This window comes from Desulfovibrio sp. X2 (assembly GCF_000422205.1).
GTDB lineage: Bacteria > Desulfobacterota > Desulfovibrionia > Desulfovibrionales > Desulfovibrionaceae > Alkalidesulfovibrio.
Genome location: NZ_ATHV01000019.1, coordinates 138,800 through 159,717, shown reverse-complemented (window position 1 = coordinate 159,717; position 20,918 = coordinate 138,800). Strand labels below are relative to the sequence as shown.

18 protein-coding genes are annotated in these 20,918 nt (G+C 69.1%); 12 read left to right on the top strand and 6 right to left on the bottom strand.

What is annotated here, in order from left to right:
* Positions 1-6: 6 nt before the first annotated feature.
* The gene (locus tag DSX2_RS07660) at positions 7-435 is read right to left on the bottom strand and encodes a cytochrome c maturation protein CcmE (RefSeq protein ID WP_020880595.1); all 429 of its coding nucleotides are present in this window, start codon (positions 433-435) and stop codon (positions 7-9) included.
* Between the two features lie 25 nt (positions 436-460).
* The gene (locus DSX2_RS07655) at positions 461-1,495 is read right to left on the bottom strand and encodes a hemolysin family protein (RefSeq protein ID WP_020880594.1); all 1,035 of its coding nucleotides are present in this window, start codon (positions 1,493-1,495) and stop codon (positions 461-463) included.
* A gap of 133 nt (positions 1,496-1,628) precedes the next feature.
* Between DSX2_RS07655 and waaF the strand changes: the two genes are divergently transcribed.
* Both waaF and DSX2_RS07645 read left to right on the top strand, forming a co-directional pair.
* The gene (gene waaF / locus DSX2_RS07650; RefSeq protein WP_152512873.1) at positions 1,629-2,741 is read left to right on the top strand and encodes a lipopolysaccharide heptosyltransferase II; all 1,113 of its coding nucleotides are present in this window, start codon (positions 1,629-1,631) and stop codon (positions 2,739-2,741) included.
* Complete coding sequence (locus tag DSX2_RS07645) at positions 2,738-3,781, top strand: glycosyltransferase family 9 protein (RefSeq protein WP_020880592.1); 1,044 nt, start codon at positions 2,738-2,740, stop codon at positions 3,779-3,781. The genes waaF and DSX2_RS07645 overlap by 4 nt, the downstream gene beginning before the upstream one ends.
* 70 nt (positions 3,782-3,851) lie before the next feature.
* Here the strand turns inward: DSX2_RS07645 and nadD are convergent, their stop codons facing one another.
* Entirely contained in the window at positions 3,852-4,550 is a 699-nt protein-coding gene (gene nadD, locus DSX2_RS07640; protein WP_020880591.1) for a nicotinate (nicotinamide) nucleotide adenylyltransferase, read from the bottom strand.
* Complete coding sequence (locus DSX2_RS07635; protein WP_020880590.1) at positions 4,550-5,809, bottom strand: glutamate-5-semialdehyde dehydrogenase; 1,260 nt, start codon at positions 5,807-5,809, stop codon at positions 4,550-4,552. Before DSX2_RS07635 ends, nadD begins: the two co-directional genes overlap by 1 nt.
* Positions 5,810-6,128: 319 nt before the next feature.
* Here DSX2_RS07635 and DSX2_RS07630 point away from each other — a divergent pair, with 319 nt between their 5' ends.
* The 5 genes from DSX2_RS07630 to cfa all read left to right on the top strand — a co-directional run bounded on the left by DSX2_RS07630 (position 6,129) and on the right by cfa (position 12,285).
* Positions 6,129-6,782, top strand: coding sequence for a tetratricopeptide repeat protein (locus tag DSX2_RS07630; protein WP_020880589.1), 654 nt, complete (start codon positions 6,129-6,131; stop codon positions 6,780-6,782).
* Positions 6,783-6,799: 17 nt separating this feature from the next.
* Positions 6,800-8,662, top strand: a complete 1,863-nt coding sequence (iorA, locus tag DSX2_RS07625; RefSeq protein ID WP_020880588.1) for an indolepyruvate ferredoxin oxidoreductase subunit alpha — start codon at positions 6,800-6,802, stop codon at positions 8,660-8,662.
* Positions 8,659-9,270 carry an indolepyruvate oxidoreductase subunit beta gene (locus DSX2_RS07620; RefSeq protein WP_020880587.1) on the top strand — a complete coding sequence of 204 codons (612 nt, stop codon included), beginning with the start codon at positions 8,659-8,661 and terminating at the stop codon, positions 9,268-9,270. The genes iorA and DSX2_RS07620 overlap by 4 nt, the downstream gene beginning before the upstream one ends.
* 5 nt (positions 9,271-9,275) lie before the next feature.
* Positions 9,276-10,865: a sigma 54-interacting transcriptional regulator gene (locus tag DSX2_RS07615; RefSeq protein WP_020880586.1), complete on the top strand. Its 1,590-nt coding sequence runs from the start codon at positions 9,276-9,278 to the stop codon at positions 10,863-10,865.
* Between the two features lie 298 nt (positions 10,866-11,163).
* Entirely contained in the window at positions 11,164-12,285 is a 1,122-nt protein-coding gene (cfa, locus tag DSX2_RS07610) for a cyclopropane fatty acyl phospholipid synthase (protein WP_020880585.1), read from the top strand.
* Positions 12,286-12,298: 13 nt separating this feature from the next.
* Here cfa and DSX2_RS07605 read toward each other — a convergent pair whose 3' ends face one another.
* Positions 12,299-14,680 (bottom strand): cysteine synthase, encoded by a 2,382-nt coding sequence (locus DSX2_RS07605; RefSeq protein ID WP_020880584.1) that lies wholly within the window; start codon positions 14,678-14,680, stop codon positions 12,299-12,301.
* Between the two features lie 120 nt (positions 14,681-14,800).
* On the opposite strand from DSX2_RS07605, the gene DSX2_RS07600 reads away from it, so the two are divergent.
* The 5 genes from DSX2_RS07600 (at position 14,801) to DSX2_RS07580 (ending at position 20,474) form a co-directional block, all read left to right on the top strand.
* A complete protein-coding gene (locus DSX2_RS07600) occupies positions 14,801-16,567 on the top strand; it encodes a motility associated factor glycosyltransferase family protein (protein WP_020880583.1) in 1,767 nt (588 codons plus the stop codon).
* 71 nt (positions 16,568-16,638) lie between these two features.
* Complete coding sequence (locus tag DSX2_RS07595) at positions 16,639-18,477, top strand: glycosyltransferase family 39 protein (protein ID WP_020880582.1); 1,839 nt, start codon at positions 16,639-16,641, stop codon at positions 18,475-18,477.
* Positions 18,478-18,757: 280 nt separating this feature from the next.
* Positions 18,758-19,441, top strand: a complete 684-nt coding sequence (locus DSX2_RS07590; protein WP_020880581.1) for a FadR/GntR family transcriptional regulator — start codon at positions 18,758-18,760, stop codon at positions 19,439-19,441.
* Positions 19,442-19,459: 18 nt separating this feature from the next.
* Positions 19,460-20,257 carry a sulfite exporter TauE/SafE family protein gene (locus tag DSX2_RS07585; RefSeq protein WP_020880580.1) on the top strand — a complete coding sequence of 266 codons (798 nt, stop codon included), beginning with the start codon at positions 19,460-19,462 and terminating at the stop codon, positions 20,255-20,257.
* Positions 20,258-20,273: 16 nt separating this feature from the next.
* Positions 20,274-20,474: a winged helix DNA-binding protein gene (locus DSX2_RS07580; protein WP_020880579.1), complete on the top strand. Its 201-nt coding sequence runs from the start codon at positions 20,274-20,276 to the stop codon at positions 20,472-20,474.
* A 16-nt stretch (positions 20,475-20,490) separates the two neighbouring features.
* On the opposite strand, the gene DSX2_RS07575 is transcribed toward DSX2_RS07580, so the two are convergent.
* On the bottom strand, positions 20,491-20,733 hold the full coding sequence (locus tag DSX2_RS07575) for an Ada metal-binding domain-containing protein (protein WP_020880578.1): 243 nt from the start codon (positions 20,731-20,733) through the stop codon (positions 20,491-20,493).
* Between the last annotated feature and the right edge of the window lie 185 nt (positions 20,734-20,918).

Genomic DNA, 20,918 nt, shown 5'->3' with positions numbered 1-20,918 from the left:
GTGCCGCTATCCTTTGGCGGACTTCTCCTCCTCCCGCATCTTCTTGTACTTGCTCGGGCACTTGGTCATCAGCGTGGTGGCGTCGAAGGCCTGCCGGCCCATGCGCCCCTCCACGATGACCTCGACCCCCGGCTTGAAGGTGTCGGGCACGGCTCCGGTGTAGTCCACGCGGATGGTCTTGGAGGCGTCGTCCTTGTCGGCCAGGGTGAAGACCGCCCCCAGGCCGCCGTTCTTGGTGGAGAGGTCCTGCGGCTCCACGACGCCGAAGAGCCGGGCCTGCTTGAGGTCCCCCTTGGCCTGAACGGCCAGGGCCTCGGAGACGTTGACGAAGTAGACGCTGTTCGACGACAGCCCGGAGAAGAGCAGATAGCCGAAGCCCGCCAGGAAGAGAAGCCCGGCGGCTATGTAGATGCCTTTGCTGGAGCGTTGCGCCATATATCTCCCTCCACGGGGTCCGGGGCTACTTGCCGCCCTCTGTGATGATCTTGCGTTTGCGGCGGGCCAGCTCGCGCATGTCAGCGACCTGGTCCGTCTCGTCCATGATTTCCTTGCCCAGTATCTCCTCGAGCACGTCCTCGAGCGAGATCACGCCGGAGAATCCGCCGTACTCGTCGAGCACGACGAAGAGGTGGGTGCGGGATTCGAGGAACTTAATGAGGGCCCTGTCCAGGGTCAAGGTCTCGAGCACGAACTCGACCGGCTTCATGAGCGCCTCGAGGCTCAACTCGTCGCGGTCCTTGGCCAGGGCCTCCAGCACTTCGCGGCGATAGACCAGGCCCACGATGTCCTCGGGATCGTCGTCCCACACGGGCACGCGGCTGTGCGGCCAGACCGCGCCCGCCTGCATGGCCTCGGCCACGCTCAGGTGCACGGGCAGGGAGAAGACCACCGTGCGCGGGGTCATGATCTCCTCGACGTGCCGAAGGTCCAGGGTCAGGATGTTCCTGATGGACAGCTCTTCGTAGGGCTTGAGCAGCCCGGCCTTGCGCGTCAGGCTGACGATGGCCTTGATGTCCTCTTCCGTGGCCTGCGGCCCGGAGGTCTTGCCCTTGACCATGCGGATGATGAAGCCCATGGCCCAGATGAAGGGGTTCAGGATCGCGACCAGCCAGAGGATGGGCCGGGCCATGAAGGGCGCCACCTGGCGCGAGTAGACCACGCCCACGGTCTTGGGGATGATCTCGCCCAGGATGAGCAGGAAGAGGGTGAAGATGGTGGCGAAGAGGACCAGGTGATCCGCGCCGAAGGTGTCGGCCGCTGCCGCGCCCGCGATGGAGGCGCCCGCCGTGTTGGCCACCGTGTTCAGGGTCAGGATGGCGGAGATGGGCCGTTCCACGTCCTGGCGCAGGGCGAAGAGGATGTCCCCGGTGCGGCGCTTCTCGCGCCGCAGGTTCTCGATCTTGCTCCAGGAAATGGAATAGAGCGCGGCCTCGCTCAATGAGCAGAAGAAGGAGACGAACGTGGCCAGGCCCACGGCAAGGATGAGTTCCAGCATGTCGGCTTGCGGCCGAGCCCACGGGAAGTCCGCGGGACGTCGGCACGATTGACGACTCTAGCAGATGGGCGGCCTTCCCGCAACCACCGCCGCCTTGACCGGGGCCCTCTCTTGGAGCATATCGGGCCTGCCCATGACAGCGCAGAACAAAAGACAAACCGGCCCGTTCCACCGCATCGCCCTGTGGCAGACGGCCTTCCTCGGCGACGCGGTGCTCACCCTGCCCCTGGCCCAGGCCCTGCACCAGGCCTGGCCCGAGGCGGACATGCATTTCTACGTGCGCAAGGGGCTCGGCCCCCTGTTCTCGGCCCAGCCGCAGTTCGCGGCCGTGCACGAGGTGGACAAGCGGGGCGGTGATTCCGGCGCGGCAGGCGCCTGGCGCATCGGCCGCCGCCTGGCCGCGCAGGATTTCGACCTCCTGGTCTCGGCGCACACGAGCTTCAGAAGCGCCATCGTGTCCTTCGCCAGCCGCATCCCCGTGCGCCTGGGCTACGACGCCCCGCTCTACAACCGGCTGGCCTACACCATGACCTGCCCCCGCCGGTTCGAGGAACGCGACGAGATCGAGCGCCTGCTCGGCCTGGCCGAGGCCCTGGGCATACCGGCCGCGGATTCCTGGCCGCGCATCGCCCTGCCCCCCGTGGCCTTGGAGGCCGCCGGACGCATCCTCTCCGGCCTGCGCGACCGCCCCTTCGTGGGGCTGCACCCGGGCTCGGTCTGGCCGACCAAGCGCTGGCCCACCGCCCATTTCTCGCGCCTGGCCGACATGGCCCTGGCCTCGGGCGCCAGCGTGCTGCTCTTCGCCGGACCGGGCGAGGAGGCGACCGCGGCCGAGGTCATCGAGGGCATGCGCGGCAAGGACTCGCCGCGCCTCGTGAACCTCGCGGGGCGCCTCTCCCTGCCGGACCTTGCCGCGGTGATCGGCCGCCTGGACGTCTACGTCACGGGCGACTCCGGCCCCATGCACCTTTCCTGGGCGCAGGGCACGCCCACCGTGGCCGTCTTCGGCCCCACGGTGCGCTCGCTCGGCTTCTTCCCGCGCGGCGGACACAGCCGCGTGCTCGAGCTCGACCTGCCCTGCCGCCCCTGCGGGCTGCACGGCCCCAAGGAATGCCCGCAGGGCCACCACCGCTGCATGCTCGGCATCACGCCCGAGGAGGCCTGGAGCGCCGTGGCCGACGCCCTGCACCGCAGCGACGGAAAGAGCGAGAGACAGGCTGACGAGGGCCGGGGGGAGACGCCGTGAGCCCGGCCGACGAGACGCACGATTTCGACGCCGTTGTCGTGCGCCTGGGCGCGCTCGGCGACGTGGCCCTGACCACGGGCGTGCTCGCCTGGTGGGGCCGCAGCAGGAACATGCGCTTCGGCGTGATCACCCGGGAACGCTTCGCCCCCCTCTTCAACGGCCATCCGGCCGTCAGCCGGGTCATCGCCCTGGACGAGGCCAAGATGCAGAGCGGCTGGCTCACCATGGCCAACGCGCTGGCCCGCGAGTTCGGCAACCTGCCGCTCGTGGACCTGCACGCCAACGGCCGCACCCTGCTCCTGGCCTCCATGTGGCACGGAAAATACCGCAAGTACCCGAAATTCTCCCTGCAGCGCCGCCTGTTCAGGCTCTTCCGCTTCCGCGCGGCAGGAAAGCGCCTGCTCTCCTGCACCGTGCCCCAGCGCTACGCCCTGGCCCTGGACGACACCCCGCCCCCGGCCGGGGAAGTCCTCCCCGTGATCACGGTGAGCGAGGAGGAGCGCGCCCAGGCGCGCGCATTCCTGCGCGAGGAAGGGCTGAGCCGCCCGGACCGCCCCCTGGTGGCCCTGCACCCCTACGCCACCCATCCCAACAAGGCCTGGCCCGAGGCGCGCTGGATCGAGCTCGCCGGGCTGCTTGAGGCCGCGGACGTGGACTACGTGGTGGTGGGGGTGAACCGCACCCGGTTCATGGCCGACGAGGCCGGGCCGCGCGACCTGACGAACGCCTCGTCGCTGCGCGCCACCTGCGCCCTGCTGGCCGAGGCGGACGTCTGCGTCACGGGCGACTCCGGCCCCATGCACCTGGCCTCGGGCGTGGGCACGCCCGTGGTGGCCCTCTTCGGACCGACCACGCGGCACTGGGGATTCTTCCCCTCCGGGCCGCGCGACACGGTGCTCGAACGGCCGCTTCGCTGCCGCCCCTGCGACGTGCACGGCGGATCGACCTGCCGCAAGGGGCAGGAGTGCCTGAAGACGATCGCCGCCACCGAGGTCATGGACGCGGTCATGCGTCTCGTGGCGAACGTCCCGTCCCTCTAGCCGGAATATTTCCCCGAAAAAGGAAGAAGCGCGGAAGGCGCACGCAGTCGAACGGCCCGCAGGCAGGCGTTCAGTCGCCGCTGCACGGGCGATCGTCGCCTTCGCCCGGCGCCTGGGACATCCCCCAGGCCGCCTCGGCGTCGCGGCGCATGGCCCAAAGCGCCGCCTCGACCCTGCAGGGCAGCAGGCAGGCGAGGCTGCGCCCGGCGCGGAAGCGCTCGCGCACCAGGGTGGCGCTCACGTCCAGAAGCGGCGCGTCGAGCAGCCTGATCTCCCGGCCGCCGGGCACCCGCCAGCAGTCGGGCGATTCCTCGCGGGCTTCCGGCCAGAAGGAGGCCACGAAGCCGCGCGCTGCGGCACGGTTGGCGCCCGGGCGCGGCAGCACGGCCAGGGAGGCGAGCATGGGCAGGTCGCGGCCGCGCATCCACTTGTCCATGCACAGGAGGTCTGTGGAGCCGCAGATGAAATGAAGCTCCGCATCGGGCAGCCGCCTGCGGTAGTCCTCCAGGGTGCGCACGGTGTAGGACGGCCCTTCCAGGAGCTGTTCGGAGAGGCTCGGGGCGTACCCCTCAAGGCCGCACAGGGCGAGGGAGAGCAGCCGCCAGCGCAGCGCGAAGGGCAGGATGCCCTCCCCCTGCTTGTGCGGCGGCCGCGCGGCCAGGACGAACTCGACGCGGTCGAGTCCGAGCGCCTCGCGCGCCTCCACGGCCATGCGCACATGGCCGCAGTGCACGGGGTTGAAGGTCCCGCCGAAGAGGCCGAGCCGCATCAGCCGCGGACCTGCCCCTCGCCGAAGGCCACGAACTTGGTCGCGGTCAACTCCCGCACCCCCATGGGGCCGTAGGCGTGCAGCTTGGAGGTGGAGATGCCGATCTCCGCGCCGAGGCCGAGCTCGCCGCCGTCGTTGAAGCGCGTGGAGGCGTTGACCAGCACGAGCGAGGCGTCGGCCTCGCGCAGAAAGCGCATGGCCCGGCCGTGGTCGCGGGTGCAGATGGCCTCGGTGTGGTTCGAGCCGTTGCGCGCGATGTGGTCGAGGGCCGCGTCCATGTCCGGCACGACCTTGACCGCGAGGACCAGGGAGTGGAACTCGTGGCCGAAATCACCGGGCGAGGCGGGCTCGGCCGTCTTGCCCAGCAGGGGCAGGGAGGCCGGGCAGGCGCGGAAGGAGACGCCCGCGCCGCCGAGCTTTTCGCCCACGCGGGGCAGGAGGGCCTCGGCCTCGGACTCGTTCACCAGCAGGCACTCCAGGGCGTTGCACACGCCGGGGCGCTGCACCTTGGCGTTGAAGGTGATGGCGAGCGCCTCGTCGAGGTCCGCGTCCCGGTCCACATAAAGATGGCAGACACCCTTGTAGTGCTTGAGCACCGGCATGGTGGCCTGCTCGACCACGGCGCGGATGAGCCCCTCGCCGCCGCGCGGGATGACCACGTCGATGTACTCGTCGAGCTTCAGCAGATGCGAGACCGCCGCGCGGTCGGTGGTGGCGAGTATCTGGGCCACGTCGGGCGGCAGCCCCTGCTCGGCCAGGGCGTCGCGCAGCACGGCGCCGAGCGCCTGGTTGGAGTTGAAGGCCTCGGAACCGCCGCGCAGGATGACCGCGTTGCCCGCCTTGAGGCAGAGTATGGCGGCATCGATGGTCACGTTGGGCCGCGACTCGTAGATCATGCAGATGACGCCGAGCGGCACGCGCATGCGGCCCACGAGCAGGCCGTTGGGCCGCTTGGACATGGCTTCGATCTCGCCCACGGGATCGGACTGGCCCGCCACCTCGCGGCAGGCCTGGATCATGGAGTCGATGACCTTGTCGGACAGGGTCAGGCGGTCCAGCTTGGCGGCGTCCATGCCTCCGGCCCTGGCGGCCTCGACGTCCTTGGCGTTGGCCGCGCGCAGCGCCTGGCGGCGCTCGTCCAAGAGCCGCGCGGTGGCGAGCAGGACCGCGTCCTTCTGCGCTCCGCCCGCTCCGGCCATGGCCCGAGAGGCCTCCCTGGCTCCGGCCGCCACGCTGCGCATCGTCTCCTGCATGTCCATTCCCGTCTCCTCCAGAAGAAATGGCCGGGCGGATGCCGCCCGGCATTCTCACGGATAGCAGAATGGCCGCCGCTTGGCAAAAGGCGCGGCAAGGGGCAAGACCATTTTTGTCACTACTTGACGCCATGCGGCGCTTGGGTCCATAAGTAACGGCCTCGCCGGACCTCGCCTTTTCCCGAAACAACTGGCTTTTCATGCCATTTCGTGCGGTTGGCCCTCCGGCGCGTCGTGCGTTGCCCAAGAATCTTTTTGATCTTTTTGTCATTTGAGCCTAGAAGAAACCTTCATTTTCGTAAAATCACCATGGAGGCCTCATCGCATGTCCCCTGAAACGAGCAAGCAGCCTTCCGTTCCCTCCTTCGCCGCCGAACTCGGTCTGCCCGACTGGCTGGCCGCCAACCTGAAGCCCATCGTCGCGGCCATGATCACGGCCGTCATCGTGGCCGGGGCCATCGGCATCTGGGACTGGCAGAAGGAGCGCTCGACCAGCAAGGCCAACGACGAGTTGGGGACCATCCTCCTGGAGAAGACCGGCACCGAGCGCGTCAAGGCGCTGGAGGCCTTCGCCGCGGGCGCGCCCGCCTCGGTGCGCGTGAACGCCCTCTTCTCCCTGGCCGACGCGGCCATGCAGGCCAAGCAGTACGACGCCGCGGCCGCCGCATACGCCACGCTCGCGAAGGAGACCTCCCCGGCCCTGTCCGTGGCCGCCACCCTCGGCCAGGCCGGAGCGCTGCTCCAGGCGGGCAAGGCCAAGGAATCCCTCGGCCTGCTCCTGGCGCTCAAGGACAAGGCCCCGGCCGGGTTCAACGGCATCGTCGCCATGCAGACCGCGGCGGCGGCCGAGGCGGCCGGAGATCCCAAGGCGGCGCTCGCGGCCTACGAGGCCCTGCAGGCCCAAAGCGCGGGCAATCCCAATCCCTATTTCGAAAGCAAGATCGCCCAGTTCAAGGCGCAGACCACGCCCAAGTCCTAAGGAGAGAGATTATCCGCATGGCACATCCGATCCTTTCCGGCACTGCCGGTGACATCGAACTGCTGCTCGGCAACGAGGCCATCGTGCGCGGCGCGGTGGAGGCAGGCATCGAAGTGGTGACCTGCTACCCCGGCACCCCGTCGAGCGAGGCGCCCGACACCTTCTTCCGCCTCTCGCCCGACGGGAAGTACTACTTCGAATACTCCGTCAACGAGAAGGTGGCCCTCGAGGTAGGCGGCGGAGCGGCCCTTGCCGGCTCCATGACCCTGACCACCATGAAGCACGTGGGCGTGAACGTGGCCGCCGACCCCCTGATGACGCTCGCCTACGTGGGCGTTCCGGGCGGCCTGGTGCTGCTCTCGGCCGACGATCCGGGCTGCCATTCCAGCCAGAACGAGCAGGACAACCGCCTCTACGCGCGCCTCGCCGGGATGCCGGTCTTCGAGCCCTCCACGGCCCAGGAGGCCAAGGACATGGCCCGCGACGCCCTGACGCTCTCGCGCGTCTGGCAGCAGCCGGTCCTTCTGCGCACCACCACCCGCGTCAACCACATGCGCGGCCCGGTGACCTTCGGCGACGTGCGCGAGCCCGCCTCCGCCGGCGAACCGGTCAAGAACCCGCGCCGCTTCGTGCCCGTGCCCGCCGTGGCCCGCGTGCGCCACGTGGAGCTCCTGAAGAAGCTCGACGAGATCAAGGCCGAGATGGAGGGCTGCCGCTACAACGAGATCACGGGCAAGGGCGGGGTCGGCGTGGTGGCCTCGGGCATCTCCCGGGCTTACGTCAAGGACGCCCAGGACGAACTCGGGCTTCACGACGCGCTGCAGGTCCTCTCCCTCGGCTTCACCTATCCCCTGCCCGAAAAGCTGTGCCTGGAGTTCATGTCCTCGCTCAAGCGGCTCGTGGTGGTCGAGGAAGGCGAGCCCGTGCTCGAGAACGAGCTGCGCGCCCTGGCGCAGAAGCACGGCCTCGGCGTCGAGATCCTGGGCAAGGGCTTCGCCGGGCTCACCAGGCTCGGCGAGTACGACACGCGGCTCCTGGCCGGTGTCCTGGCCCAGGCCGCCGGGGTGGGCAAGCCCACCGCGCACGCCTGCGCCGCGTCCCAGGAACTGCTGGCCGGACTGCCGCAGCGTCCGCCCAACCTCTGCTCCGGCTGTCCGCACCGCGCCTCCTACTTCGCCGTGCGCCAGGTCTTCGGCAACGACGCCTTCTATTCCTCGGACATCGGCTGCTACACGCTCGGCATACTGCCGCCGCTCGCGGCCGCGGACTTCCTGCTCTGCATGGGCTCGAGCATCAGCGCGGGCTCGGGCTTCGCCAAGGCGTCCGGCAAGCCGGTGGTGGCCTTCATCGGCGACTCAACCTTCTTCCATTCCGGCATCACCGGCATCGTCAACGCGGTCTTCAACCGCCACGACCTGCTCGTGGTCGTCCTGGACAACCACACCACGGCCATGACCGGCCACCAGCCCAACCCGGGCGTGGAGGTCCACAGCCTGGGCGCCAACGAGGCCCAGGTGGACGTGGAAGCCGTGGTGCGCGGCTGCGGCGTCACCGAGGTGCGCACCGTGAGCCCGACGAACCTGAAGGCCATGCGCGAGGCCCTGGAAGAGCTGAAGGCCGTCTCCGGCGTGCGCGTCCTGGTGGCCAAGGAGCCCTGCCCGCTGCACGCGAGAAGGCTCCTGGGCAAGAAGTTCGCCCAGGTGGCCTACATCCCCGAGACCACCGAGTCCGTGCGCGCCTGCCTGGACGAGCTGGCCTGCCCCTCCTTCAAGGTCGAGGCCGACGGCAGCGTCGCCGTGGACGAGAGCACCTGCACCGGCTGCATGGTCTGCCTGCAGGTTTCCAAGGACATCAAGGCCCGCAAGAGGGGGAGCAAATGAGCCAGACCATACGCACACGCGTCTTCCTCACCGGCGTGGGCGGCCAGGGCACGCTCACGGCCACCAAGATCCTGGCCCAGGCGGCCCTGGGCGAAGGACTGGCCGTCACGGCCGGCGAGATCCACGGCATGGCCCAGCGCGGCGGCGTGGTCGAGTCCACGGTGCTCGTGGGCGGCTACCGCAGCCCGCGCATCGCCCACGGCGAGGCCCACGTGCTCCTCGGCTTCGAGCCGCTGGAGACGCTGCGCGCCCTGCCCTATCTGGCGCCGGGCGGCCTCGTGATCTCCTCGTCCGAGGCCATCGCGACCATCGGCGTGAGCCGCGGCAAGGAGAGCTGCCCCGACCTTTCGGCCATCGAGAAGGCCGTGCGCGCATGCGCCGCGCAGAGCTACTTCATCCCGGCCATCTCGCTGGGCAAGGCGGCCGGCGCCCCCCAGGCCGCGAACATGGTCCTGCTCGGCGCGCTTTGCGCGGCCGAGCGGCTGCCCTTCGGACTGGCGCGCCTGGCCGAGACCATCCGCGCCCGGATGAACCCGAAGCTGCACGACATCAACCTCAAGGCCATCGAGCTCGGCGCCAAAGCCGTGTGCGATGCCAAGGCCGCCTGAGCAGAATGGACAACACCGCCACGCCTCAGAACATCGCGCTGAGCATGCGCACGCTCAAGCAGGTCCTGGCCGAGATCGGCCCGGGCAACGCCCTGCAGTCGAGCATGAAGTCGCTCTTGCGCATCCTGGCCGAGAACATGGGCTACAAGCGCGCCTTCCTGGCCATCTACGACCAGGAGACCGCGACGCTCAAGATCGGCCTGACCCACACCCAGGCCAAGACCAGCCAGGCCACCTACACGCCCGGCCAGGGAGTCATCGGACAGGTCTTCGAGTCCGGCGCCAGCATCGTGGTGCCGCGCATGAAGGACCATCCGGAGTTCCTGAACCGGGCCTTCGGGCGTCCGCCCGAGGAGCTGGCCAGCCTGGCCTTCATCTGCGTGCCCGTGGTCAACACCGCGCCCGACACGCGCGAGACGGAGGTCCTGGGGACCCTGTCAGTGGATCTTCCGGCCCTTTCCCGCGAGATCCTGGACACCCACCGCCAGTTCCTCGAGGTCGTGGCCGGTCTGATCGCCAAACAGGTGGCCCTGCTCCAGGAGGAGATGGCCCTGCAGCGCCAGCTCCTGGCGCACGGCATGGGGCTCTCGAGCGAGGAGAGCACCCTGCACATGCCGAACATCGTGGTCTCCTCCAAGTCCATGCGCCTCGTGCTGCAGCAGGTGGCCCAGGTGGCCAACTCGCGCGCCACGGTGCTTTTGCGCGGCGAATCCGGCACGGGCAAGGAGCTCCTGGCCGAGGCCATCCACGCCGCGAGCCCCCGCGCCCAGGCGCAGCTCATCAAGCTGAACTGCGCCGCCCTGCCCTCGGACCTCATCGAGTCCGAGCTCTTCGGCCACGAGAAGGGCGCCTTCACCGGCGCCGTGGCCCCGAAGAAAGGCATGTTCGAGCTGGCCAACAAGGGCACGCTTTTCCTGGACGAGATCGGCGAGCTCTCCCTCGAGGCGCAGGCCAAGGTGCTGCGCGCCATCCAGGAGAAGGAGATCCAGCGCCTGGGCAGCGAGCAGACCATCCACGTGGACGTGCGCCTGGTCACGGCCACGCACCGCCCGCTGGAGGAACTGCTGCAGGAAGGGCGCTTCCGCGAGGACCTCTACTACCGCATCAACGTCTTCCCGATCTTCATCCCGGCCCTGCGCGAGCGGCGCGAGGACATCCTGCCCCTGGCGGAGCACTTCCTCGACCTGTTCTGCAAGGAATACCAGAAGACCATCAAGCGCATCTCCACTCCGGCCATCGACATGCTCACGCAGTACCACTGGCCCGGAAACGTGCGCGAGCTGCGCAACTGCATGGAGCGCGCGACGCTCATCTGCGACGAGGAGGTCATCCGCTCCTACCACCTGCCGCCGAGCCTGCAGACCTCGGAGTCCTCGGCCACGGACACGGACCTGTCTTTCGGCGAGGCCGTGGCCAAGTTCGAGCAGGAGATCCTGGTGGACGCGCTGAAGAAGGCCAAGGGCAACATGCTCCAGGCCGCCCGCGATCTGCGCGTCAGCTACCGCATCGTCAACTACAAGGTGAAGAAGTACCGCATCGACCCGCGCAAGTTCGTCACCGGCCGCCGCCGCCCCAAGCAGGCCACCGGCGCCTAGGAACCGCGCAGAGAATGCGCCGACACGACGCGACACTGGGCGGCCTTCGGGCCGCCCTTTTCGTTTGGCGCCCGCCCTCTTCCGGCCGCTCCCCATTCCGCGGTCCCGACTTTTCTCCACTCTTGATTGACGACATGCCGCTACGGGTAATATACGCATATAGATGGGAAAACTCCCCGGCGTGAGCGGGCAAGGCGCCGCGGGGACGGCAGGAAACACATCGGCACGGCGCACGGCGCCACAGAGGGAGAACCACGCGGCACGCACTCCGCGCGCAAAGCGAAGAAAGGATGCGAAGATGAACAACGCAAAATCCGTCTTCAGCGAACTTCTGGCCGGGGCCGGAGTGGCCCTGGACGGTCCGGCGCCCTGGGACATGCACGTCCACGACGAGCGCCTCTACCCCCGGGTGCTGACCCGCAAGAACCTCGCCCTGGGCGAGGGCTACATGGCCGGATGGTGGGACTGCGAGCGCATCGACGAGCTCATCCACCGCCTGGTGCGCTCCCACGCGGCCCAAAAGGTCCACGGGGGGCTGCGCTTCGTGTGCGCCGTCCTGCCCGCTGTGATCCTCAATCTCCAGACTCCGGCGCGGGCCCGCGTGGTGGCCGAGCGCCACTACGACCTGGGGAACGACCTCTTCGCCGCCTTTCTCGACCCCTACCGCCAGTACAGCTGCGCCTACTTCAAGGACACGGACGACCTGCCCGAGGCGCAGAAGAACAAGATGCGCCTCATCTGCGACAAGCTCGGCCTGCGCCCGGGCGAACGTCTGCTCGACATCGGCTGCGGCTGGGGAGGGCTCTCCCGCTTCGCGGCCGAGGAATACGGGGTTTCAGTCGTGGGCGTGACCATCTCCAGGGAGCAGGCGGCCTTCGGCAGGAAATTCTGCGCGGGTCTGCCCGTGGACATCCGCCTGGCCGACTACCGCACGCTTTCCGAGCCCTTCGACAAGATCGTCTCCGTGGGCATGTTCGAGCACGTGGGCTACCGCAACTACCGCGAGTTCATGCGCGTGGCCGCCCGCTGCCTCGAGCCCGGCGGCGTCTTCCTGCTGCACACCATCGGCAGCAACGTCTCCACCAGATGGTGCGACCCCTGGATCGCCCGCTACATCTTCCCCAACGGCATGCTGCCGAGCACGGCCCAGATAGCCAGGGCGGCGGAGGGGCTCTTCGTGGTGGAGGACGTGCAGAACCTGGGTCCGCACTACGACAGGACGCTGATGTGCTGGCTGGACAACTTCCGCGCCGCCTGGCCGGGCTTGCGCGAACGCTACGGCGAGACCTTCCGCCGCATGTGGGAGTACTACCTGCAGTCGTGCGCGGGCGCCTTCAGGGCCCGGGACATCCAGCTCTGGCAGACGGTCTTCACCGCGCCGGGCACGGCCCAGCCTCGCTGCCGTCCGGTCTGCGCCTGAATGCGCTCCCGCCTCAGGAAGACATACGGTAGACCCGCGCCCCCCCGGGCGTGTCCTCGACGCGAAGCCCCATGCCCGCGAGCCGGTCGCGCAGCTCGTCCGCACGGGCGAAATCCCGCGCCGCGCGGGCGGCGTCGCGCTCGGCCACCAGGGCCGCGGCCTTTGCGGGCCAGGCCTCGGGGGCGAGCGGCAGGGAGGCCGCGTCCACGGGATCGAGGAAGCCGAGCACCGCGTCCACCTCGCGCAGGGCGGCAAGGGCCTCTCCCGCCGCCGGACCGCTGGCTCCGCCCGCGAGCCGGGAGTTGACCCGGCGGATGAAGGCGAAGAGAGCGGGCCAGAAATGGTGCAGCCCCAGGTCGTCCTCCAGCGCCAGGCTGAAGGCGCCCTTCAGGTCGTGGACCGCCTGCTCGATCTCCTTGGCTCCCTCGGCGTCCGGAGGCGTCGGCGCGTTCTGCGCGGCGGCCTGGTGCAGGGCCAGCAGCAGATCCTGCGCCTTGCGACGGTTGCGCTGCCACATGGCCAGGCTGCCGCGCGTCACGGCCAGGGATTTGCGGTAGGAGGTCGAGAGCAGCCACATGCGCACGTCGTGCGGCGCGGCGCTCTCGAGGAGCCCGGCCAGGTCGGCCGTCTCCTCTCCCCCCTCGCCTTCCGCCCCTTCAGGCCTGCCCTGCACGGGCTGGCTCACGGCCCAGACCTGGGGCCTGGCCCCGCCCGCCCGCGTCAGGATGGCGGCGAAGTTCTCCAGATGCGGGAAGCGGTGCGCCTCGGCGGCCAGGAAGAGGTCCACGGAGGGAAGGTTCTCCAGGGCGGCAGCGGCGAGCTGCAAAAACCAGCTCGGCCGCACCTTGCCCCACTCCGTGTCCAGCACGTCGCCCGCCTTGAGGTCGGCCAGGGAGGCGCGCTTGAGCAGGGTGAAGTCCAGCGGGTTGTCCTTGGCGTAGGCCGCGAGGTCCACGGTGTGGCCGATCTTCAGGCCGCTCGTGTCGGCGCGCGAGGTGGCGCCATAGTCGCGCTCGCGCTGCACGTCGAAATAGACGCTGCGCAGCTTCTCGTAGGCCAGGCCGCGGCCGAGGAGCTTTCGCGTGAGCGTGAGCGCGCGGTCCGTGGCGCTCGTCGCGAGCACGAAGCGCACCCCGTCGCCCACGCCCAGGCGCCTGGCCATGGCGCGCACGGTCTTGAGGCACAAGGCGGCGAAGGCCTCGCGCGACATGCCCGCCGCACGGGCCGCCTCGAGGGCGCGGTCGTCCATGTCCGCCAGGCCGACCACGGCCTGGGCCGCGTTGCCGCGCGCTGCCTGCGCCCGCACGACGACGTCGGCGAGCAGGATGCGGCGCCAGGCCTCGGCGTCGGAAAGCGCGTCCAGGGCAGGGCCGGGCGTGAAGACGGAAAGTCCCTTGGGCCCAGGCAGCAGGACTTCCTTGGCCTCGCTGGCCAGGCTGAACATCCTCTGCCCCGTGCGCTCGGGCGTGGCGAAGAGGCTCGTGGAAAGATAGCGCTCGCCGCTGTCCGGGCAGAGGAAGACCACGAGGCCCTCGTCGAGCTCGGCGGCCAGGCGCACGGCGGCGGCCGCCGCCGCGCCCGAGCTCATGCCCACGAGAAGCCCCTCCTCGCGGGCCAGTCGGCGGGCCATGGCAAAGGCCGCCTCGTCCTCCACGTGCACGATCTCGTCAGGCTGCTGCTTGTCCCAGATGCCGGGGGGGTAGGACTCCTGCATGTTCTTGAGCCCCTGGATTTTGTGCCCGGCATAGGGCTCCACGGCCACCACGCGGATGGCGGGGTTCAGCTCGTGCAGGCGGCGGCAAAGGCCCATGACCGTGCCCGTGGTGCCGAGCGAGGCGACCACGTGGGTCACCCGGCCGTCCGTGTCGTCCCAGATCTCCTGGGCCGTGCCCCGGTAGTGGGCCGCGATGCTCGCGGGGTTGTTGTACTGGTCCAGGAGCACGTATTTCCCGGGCTCCTCGCGGGCCAGGCGGTAGGCCTCCTCGATGGCGCCGTCCGTGCCCATGTGGCCGGGCGTGAGGCGAAGCTCCGCCCCGTAAGCGCGCATGATGCGCTTGCGCTCCTCGCTGGCCGACTCGGGCATGAGCAGCATGATCTTGTAGCCCTTCACCGCGCAGACCATGGCCAGCCCCACGCCCGTATTGCCGCTGGTGGCCTCGATGACGGTCTTGTCCGGGGTCAGCTCGCCCGAGGCCTCGGCGGCCTCGATCATGGACAGGGCCACCCGGTCCTTGATGGAGCCGCCGATGTTCTTGGACTCGATCTTCGCCAAAAGTCTGACGACGGGAGCGGTCGCGGCGGCGGGGGCCGCGGCGGCGTCAAGCCTCGGATTGATGCGCAAAAGCTCGAGCAGCGGGGTGTGCCCGACGAGCTCGAGAAGATTGGAATAGATCATGCAGTACGCCCGGCAGTCGTTGGCAGTCAATTGTTCGGCGCGGCCAGAAGGCCTTTGTCTAGGCAAATTCGGGACCGCGCGCAAGAAGCCGTTCAAAGCCCGTTCAAAGCAGGGACCCGCATGAAGCTCTACCACTTCCTCAAGGACAATCTCGACGTCATCAAGGAGATGAACCCCGCGCTGCACTCCTGGCTGTGGTCGCAGCGCTACGACATGCAGACCCTCGAGAAGAGCGTCTTCCACAACGCCCACGGCGCGCTGGACTGGCGCATGCAGAACGGCCAGGGGATGTTCGATCCCGTGCCGCCGACGGCCTGGTACGGCAAGTGGACCTACGGCGAGAACGTGGACAAGAGCGCCACGGTGATCATCGGCTGCAACGTGGGCTACGGCCTGAACCACGTGCTCACGGCCACGCCGCCCTCGCACAAGATCGTGGTCCTCGAGCCCCGTCCCGAAATGCTCCTGGCCTGCCTGGGCCAGACCGACTACACCCCCTTCCTGCGCGAAAAGCGCCTGCACTTCATCCCGCCGCTGGAGAGCGCGGTCCAGGAGGCGGTGCGCCACCTGGACCTGCAGTTCCTCTTCGGCCGGGTCATCCTGCGCGAGGACACCCCGAGCAAGCAGCTCGGCCCCGAATACTCCCACTGGCTGCTGCGCTGCCGCGCGCGCATGGAGAGCTTCTCCGTGGAGATGACCACGCTGCGGCTCCGCCAGGACGTGATGGTCGGCAACGAGCTCAAGAACTTCTCCCGCGCCGCGGGCGACGGCTCGCTCATGCCGCTCAAGGGCACGGGCTCCGGCCTCACGGGCGTGATCTTCGGCGCCGGTCCCTCCCTGGACGTCAATGCCGCGCATTTCCGCGACCGGTCCCCGGACGCCCTCTACGTGACCTCGCTGCAGGCCCTGCCCGCTTTGCAGCGCCAGGGCATCCGCCCCCACTTCTGCCTGGCCATCGACTACTCGGAAGGCATGCGCGCGGTCTATTCGCGCCTGGACAAGGAAGCGGCCCGCAACGTGCCGCTCATCTACTCCACCAAGCTCGACCCCGTCGCGCTGGCCGAATACCCCGGCCCCACCATCCCCCTGTGGACGCTCGGCGGACTGTCCACCTTCGTCTTCAACGGCCGCGAGCTGGTGCTGGACGCGGGCGGCAACGTGGGCGTGACCATGCTGCGCCTGCTCTGCTGGATGGGCATGGAGCGCATCCTGCTCGTGGGCCAGGACTTCGCCTGCCCGGGCGACACCACCCACGCCGGAGGCCACCACGGCAAGGCCGACGCCGCGAGCGTGAGCAGGATCTACAACGTCAAGGTCAAGGACATCGCCGGGCGCGAGATCCTCACCTCCCCCCAGCTCCTGGCCGCGCGCCGCGACGTGGAGGACGACCTCTCCCGCACCACGATCAAGGCCTACAACCTCTACGGCGGCGGCTCGCCCATCAAGGGCGCGGCCAACGTGACCTGGGCCGAGGTCTGCGGGCAGAAGCTGCTCGAAAGCTCCCCGGAGAACCTGGAAAACCTCATGGCGGCCATGAAGAAGGCGCGCACGCCCGCCCCCAGGCCGGTCTTCGAGGCCAGGGCCAGGGCCTGGTCGAGCTCGCTGCGCAACGTGGAGAAACGTCTGGAGAAGCTCTTCAAGAAGCTCGACAAGAACCAGGCGGCGGTCAACCAGCTGCTCGGGCAGGTCGAGGTCTTCGTGAAGCAGGATCCCCTGTACACGCCCTACCTCTTCAACGAGATCATGGACCTGGCGGGCCTCGTGCGCGCCCGCAGCCGCTACGAGCTGCGCGACATGGCCGAGATCAGGAGCCTGTTCAAGCGCATCGTGGCCAAGGTCCGCGAGATGGACCGCTACCTGGGGCAGGGCTCGGCGCACGCCGCCTGAGCGGGCCGCGCCGCCGAGCGCGGCCGGGACGCCTCCTTGCATGGGCGGTGGCTTGAGGGTATACCCCGCCCATGCTCAAAAACACCCTGCGCTTCATCTGGGAGCTGGCACGCAGCCGCCCCTACATCTTCCTCCTGGTCGTCCTGACCCTGCAGGCCCTGCCCATGATCGCCGGGCACAGGGGCCTGTGGTTCTCCGACGAAGTGCGCTACGCCGGCGCCTTCAGGGAGATGCTGAACGGCCACTGGCTCGTGCTGCACCTGAACGGCGAGATGTACCCGGACAAGCCGCCCGTCTACTTCTGGTTCCTCGGGCTCGTCTCGCTCTTCACGGGCAAGGCCACGCCGACCATGTTCTACCTCGGGGCCACGATCTCGGCCGCGATCTATCTCCTGGCAAGCTGCGTTCTCTCCCGCGCGGTGGCCAAGGAAGGCAAGGACGTCACCCTGCTCTCGGGGCTCATCCTGCTCTCCACCTACTACTTCATCGGCCTCTCGCAGTACTCGCGCATGGACCTGCTGTTCGCGGCCTTCATCATGGCCTCGCAGGCCTGCCTCTACCTCGGCACGCGCGACGACGAGCCCTCTCGCCTCGTGCCCCTGGGCTTTTTGTTCTGCGCCCTGGCCACCCTGACCAAGGGCCCCTTCGGCCTGGCCTTCCCGCTGCTCGCCATCGTCATCTTCCTGGCCTGGACCGGACGTCTCGGGCGCCTCGCACGCCGGGACGCGGGCATCGGCGCCCTCATCCTGCTCGTCATCCTCGCGGCCTGGGCCGGGGGCTCGCGCCTCGTCGAAGGCCCGGCCTACCTGCAGAACATCTTCCACAAGCAGATCTACGAGCGCGCCCTGCACTCCTGGCACCACGAGGAGCCCTGGTGGCACTACCTGGCCACCCTGCCCCTGGTCTGGCTGCCCTGGACAATGATCCTCTTCTGCCTGCCCTGGAAGCGGCTCACGCTCGAGCGCATGATCGACATCTGGGGCGCGCGGCGCGAGGCAGGCGGCAAGACCTTCCTGTGGGTCGTCTTCCTCTCCGAGTTCCTCCTGCTCTCCTCGGTGCAGACCAAGATCGTCATTTACGCCCTGCCCCTCTTCGCCCCGGCGGCCATCCTCATGGCCGGGGCGCTGTTCGACCTCTCCGAGGCGCGCTCGCGCCGCTTCTGGTCGCTGTCCGCCGCGGTCATGGCCCTGCTGGCCCTGGCCGTGCCCTTCTTCGAGGTCGGCAGCCCGTGGCCCATCCCGGTGGGCGGCACGGGCGTGGTCTTCCTCTGCCTCGGCCTCACCGCCTTCGTGCTCTGGCGCCTGCGCGGCGCCGAGATGCGGCTCGCGGCCCTGGCGCTCTGCGTGGGCGTGACCGTGAGCCTCGTGCCGCTCGGCCTCATGACCATCCCGTCGCTCGACGCGGCCATGAGCCCCAAGGCCCAGGCCCTGGCCATGAAGGAATACGTCGAGCGCGGCTACGCGCCCGCGGCCTTCAACGTCTACGCGGGGATCTACACCTTCTACGCGGACACGGACTACTTCGAGACCCAGGACGTCAAGGCCATGGCGGCCTTCCTGGCCGAGCACCCCACGGCCGTGGTGGCCTTCAAGAAGAAGGACTACCTGGCGTACAAGGACGACTTCCCGCCCATGCGCGTGGTGCAGGAGCAGTGGATCGTGGACCGGCCCTACGTGCTGGTGGTCAAGGACAGCGTCGCGCAGGCCGGAACCACGGCCGAACCGGCCGCCGACGAGGCGGGCGCGGCCCTGGGCGAGGAGGCCGCGAAGGCGGAGCAGCCCGAGGCGGCGGCCCGCGAAAAGGCCGACGAAACGGCCGGGCAGCCTGCCGACCAGAAGGTCGAGAAACCGGCCGAACAGACGCCGGAGCAGTCGCCCGCACAGACATCCGAATCCCCCGCGGCGCAGTAACGCCGCCCGGCATATCCCCGCATCCTTCCACGGCCGCGCCCATCCCGGGCGCGGCCGTTTCTTTTCTCCTCTCTCGAATCCCGTCCCCCGCCGCGGCCGACCGTGGGGTCCTCCGCTTCTGCCGGGCCCCTTATTGGTCCTTCCAATATCTTCTCGACTCCCATTTTCCCGCCTTTTTGTTGCAAGAAACTCCTTGACGAGCGACTGCCCCGGTCATATTGGTTGGACCAATACGAGCAAGAACGGAATTGGACCAACCAATTCGACAAAGGAGCCTGACGTGTCCCGATTCAAGCAGACCCTCGCCACCCTGCAGGAGATGATCGACTCCGGGCAGCTCAGCGTCGGCGACAAGCTGCCGCCGGAGCGCACCCTGGCCGAGCGCCTCGGCGTCTCGCGCAACAGCGTGCGCGAAGCCATCCGCGCCCTGGCCGAGCAGGGGGTGCTCGAAAGCCGCCAGGGCGACGGCACCTACGTGCGCGAACAGGACGAGGCCATGCTCCGCGCCTCCTTCGAGCAGGCCTTCGCGGCCCAGGCCAAGCGGCTGGAAGACGTGCTCCAGTTCCGCCGCATGGTGGAGCCGGACATGGCCGCCCTGGCGGCGGCCAACGCCACGGAGCGCGAGATCGAGGAGATGAAGATCCTGGTCTTCGACCAGCAGCGCCGCCAGCTCGCGGGCGCGGACGACACGGACCTGGACGAGGCCTTCCACATGCTCCTCGCCCGGGCGAGCGGCAACGAGGTCCTGGCAGCGGCCATGGCCGCGCTGGCCGACATGGTCGCCGAGAGCCGCTCCGAGCATCTGCAAAGCCCCAGACGGCGCCACGATTCACTGGAAAGCCACCTGCGCATCATCGACGCCGTCGAAAAGCGCGATGCGACTGCCTGCAAGCGGCTCATGGAAGAACATCTCGAACGCATCGAGGCCGACGTCCTGGGCGCGGCCCCGGATGCCGTGCAGTAAGGACAAGGAGTCACGGCCATGGTCGGCTTCGCTCTCTTCTATGCCTTCGGCGGCGCGGTTGCCGGCCTCTTCGCCGGTCTTCTGGGAATCGGCGGCGGGCTCATCGTGGTGCCGCTCATGGCCTGCATCCTGCCCCACGAGGGCGTGCCCGCGCCCCTGGTCATGCACGTGGCCCTCGGCACGTCCATGGCCAGCATCATCTTCACCACCATCTCGAGCACCATCTCGCACAACAGGCGGGGCGCGGTGAACTGGCCGCTCGCGGGCCGCATCGTGCTGGGCATCCTGGTCGGCTCGTACCTCGGCTCCCTCCTGGCCTCGCACCTGCCCTCGGACCTCCTGAAGGGCGTCTTCGCGGTCTTTCTCTGCTTCGCGGCCGCGCGCATGCTCCTCGGCTCCTCCGCCAAGGCCGCGCGCCCCCTGCCGGGCAAGACGGGGCTGCTCGGCGCGGGCGGGATCATCGGAACCATCTCGAGCATGGTCGGCATCGGCGGCGGCACCCTCTCCGTGCCCTATTTCGCCTGGAACAGCGTGCCCATGCACGAGGCCATCGGCACCTCGGCCGCCCTCGGCCTGCCCCTGGCCCTGGCCGGGACCATCGGCTACGTGGCCAACGGACTGCACGAGAGCGGCCTGCCCGCCCATTCCCTGGGCTACGTGGACCTGCCCGCCCTGGCCGCCATCGTCTGCCTGAGCGTGGTCACGGCGCCCCTGGGCGCGCGCATGGCCCACGCCCTGCCCGTGGGCAGGCTGAGGAAGATCTTCGCCGTGCTGCTCCTCTTCCTGGCCGTGCGCATGATCGTGAGCATCTTCTGAGCGGGGAGGCCGGGAAATGGTGCAGCGCGCGCAGACCCTGTGGCGGATCTACTACGACATCCTGGACCACCCCGGCGCGGGAGCCGCGGAGATATGCGGCCGACTGGGCCTCACCGCGTCCGAGGCTGCCTCGGCCCTGGCGTTCCTGTGCGAAGGCAGGTGGATAGACGCGGACGACGGCACGGCGGTTTACCGCGCCACGCGCCGCGAGAATTAAAGGCCGCCCGGAACGGCTAGGGGCGGCAGACCTTGCAGGGCCGGTATCCCGCGGCCAGGGCCTGCTCCCGCGAGGAGAAGACCGCGCTGCACGCGCCGCAGTCGTAGTAGCGGCAGGACGGAGCGTGGAAGATGCGGCTCTTCACGTTGCCGTGGTACGGCCCGGCCGCGGCGGCCACGGCACGGAGGCAGAGGGCGAGGACCAGGGCCCAGGCCAGGCGCGGCGCGCGCCGGGCGACGAACTTCCGGATGCAGGACATGATAGCCTCCCGAAAAGCCTTGTCCGTGCAGACTAGTGTGATGTCCGCAAAATACGCAAAGCCGTATTTTGCGGAAGATCGCTGCGCCGAAAACGTGGTTTTCGGCTTGCTCACGCCGCCGACGGCGGCGGAACCGTGCAGTCGCCCGGTTCACGTGTCGCGTACGACTCCTGCGCAGCATATCG

Excerpts from the sequence above, each read along its gene's own strand:
- DSX2_RS07660 (WP_020880595.1), bottom strand. The coding sequence starts at position 435 with ATGGCGCAACGCTCCAGCAAAGGCATCTACATAGCCGCCGGGCTTCTC.
- DSX2_RS07655 (WP_020880594.1), bottom strand. The coding sequence starts at position 1,495 with ATGCTGGAACTCATCCTTGCCGTGGGCCTGGCCACGTTCGTCTCCTTC.
- waaF (WP_152512873.1), top strand. The coding sequence starts at position 1,629 with ATGACAGCGCAGAACAAAAGACAAACCGGCCCGTTCCACCGCATCGCC.
- nadD (WP_020880591.1), bottom strand. The coding sequence starts at position 4,550 with ATGCGGCTCGGCCTCTTCGGCGGGACCTTCAACCCCGTGCACTGCGGC.
- DSX2_RS07635 (WP_020880590.1), bottom strand. The coding sequence starts at position 5,809 with ATGGACATGCAGGAGACGATGCGCAGCGTGGCGGCCGGAGCCAGGGAG.
- DSX2_RS07630 (WP_020880589.1), top strand. The coding sequence starts at position 6,129 with ATGTCCCCTGAAACGAGCAAGCAGCCTTCCGTTCCCTCCTTCGCCGCC.
- iorA (WP_020880588.1), top strand. The coding sequence starts at position 6,800 with ATGGCACATCCGATCCTTTCCGGCACTGCCGGTGACATCGAACTGCTG.
- DSX2_RS07620 (WP_020880587.1), top strand. The coding sequence starts at position 8,659 with ATGAGCCAGACCATACGCACACGCGTCTTCCTCACCGGCGTGGGCGGC.
- DSX2_RS07615 (WP_020880586.1), top strand. The coding sequence starts at position 9,276 with ATGGACAACACCGCCACGCCTCAGAACATCGCGCTGAGCATGCGCACG.
- cfa (WP_020880585.1), top strand. The coding sequence starts at position 11,164 with ATGAACAACGCAAAATCCGTCTTCAGCGAACTTCTGGCCGGGGCCGGA.
- DSX2_RS07605 (WP_020880584.1), bottom strand. The coding sequence starts at position 14,680 with ATGATCTATTCCAATCTTCTCGAGCTCGTCGGGCACACCCCGCTGCTC.
- DSX2_RS07600 (WP_020880583.1), top strand. The coding sequence starts at position 14,801 with ATGAAGCTCTACCACTTCCTCAAGGACAATCTCGACGTCATCAAGGAG.
- DSX2_RS07595 (WP_020880582.1), top strand. The coding sequence starts at position 16,639 with ATGCTCAAAAACACCCTGCGCTTCATCTGGGAGCTGGCACGCAGCCGC.
- DSX2_RS07585 (WP_020880580.1), top strand. The coding sequence starts at position 19,460 with ATGGTCGGCTTCGCTCTCTTCTATGCCTTCGGCGGCGCGGTTGCCGGC.
- DSX2_RS07580 (WP_020880579.1), top strand. The coding sequence starts at position 20,274 with ATGGTGCAGCGCGCGCAGACCCTGTGGCGGATCTACTACGACATCCTG.
- DSX2_RS07575 (WP_020880578.1), bottom strand. The coding sequence starts at position 20,733 with ATGTCCTGCATCCGGAAGTTCGTCGCCCGGCGCGCGCCGCGCCTGGCC.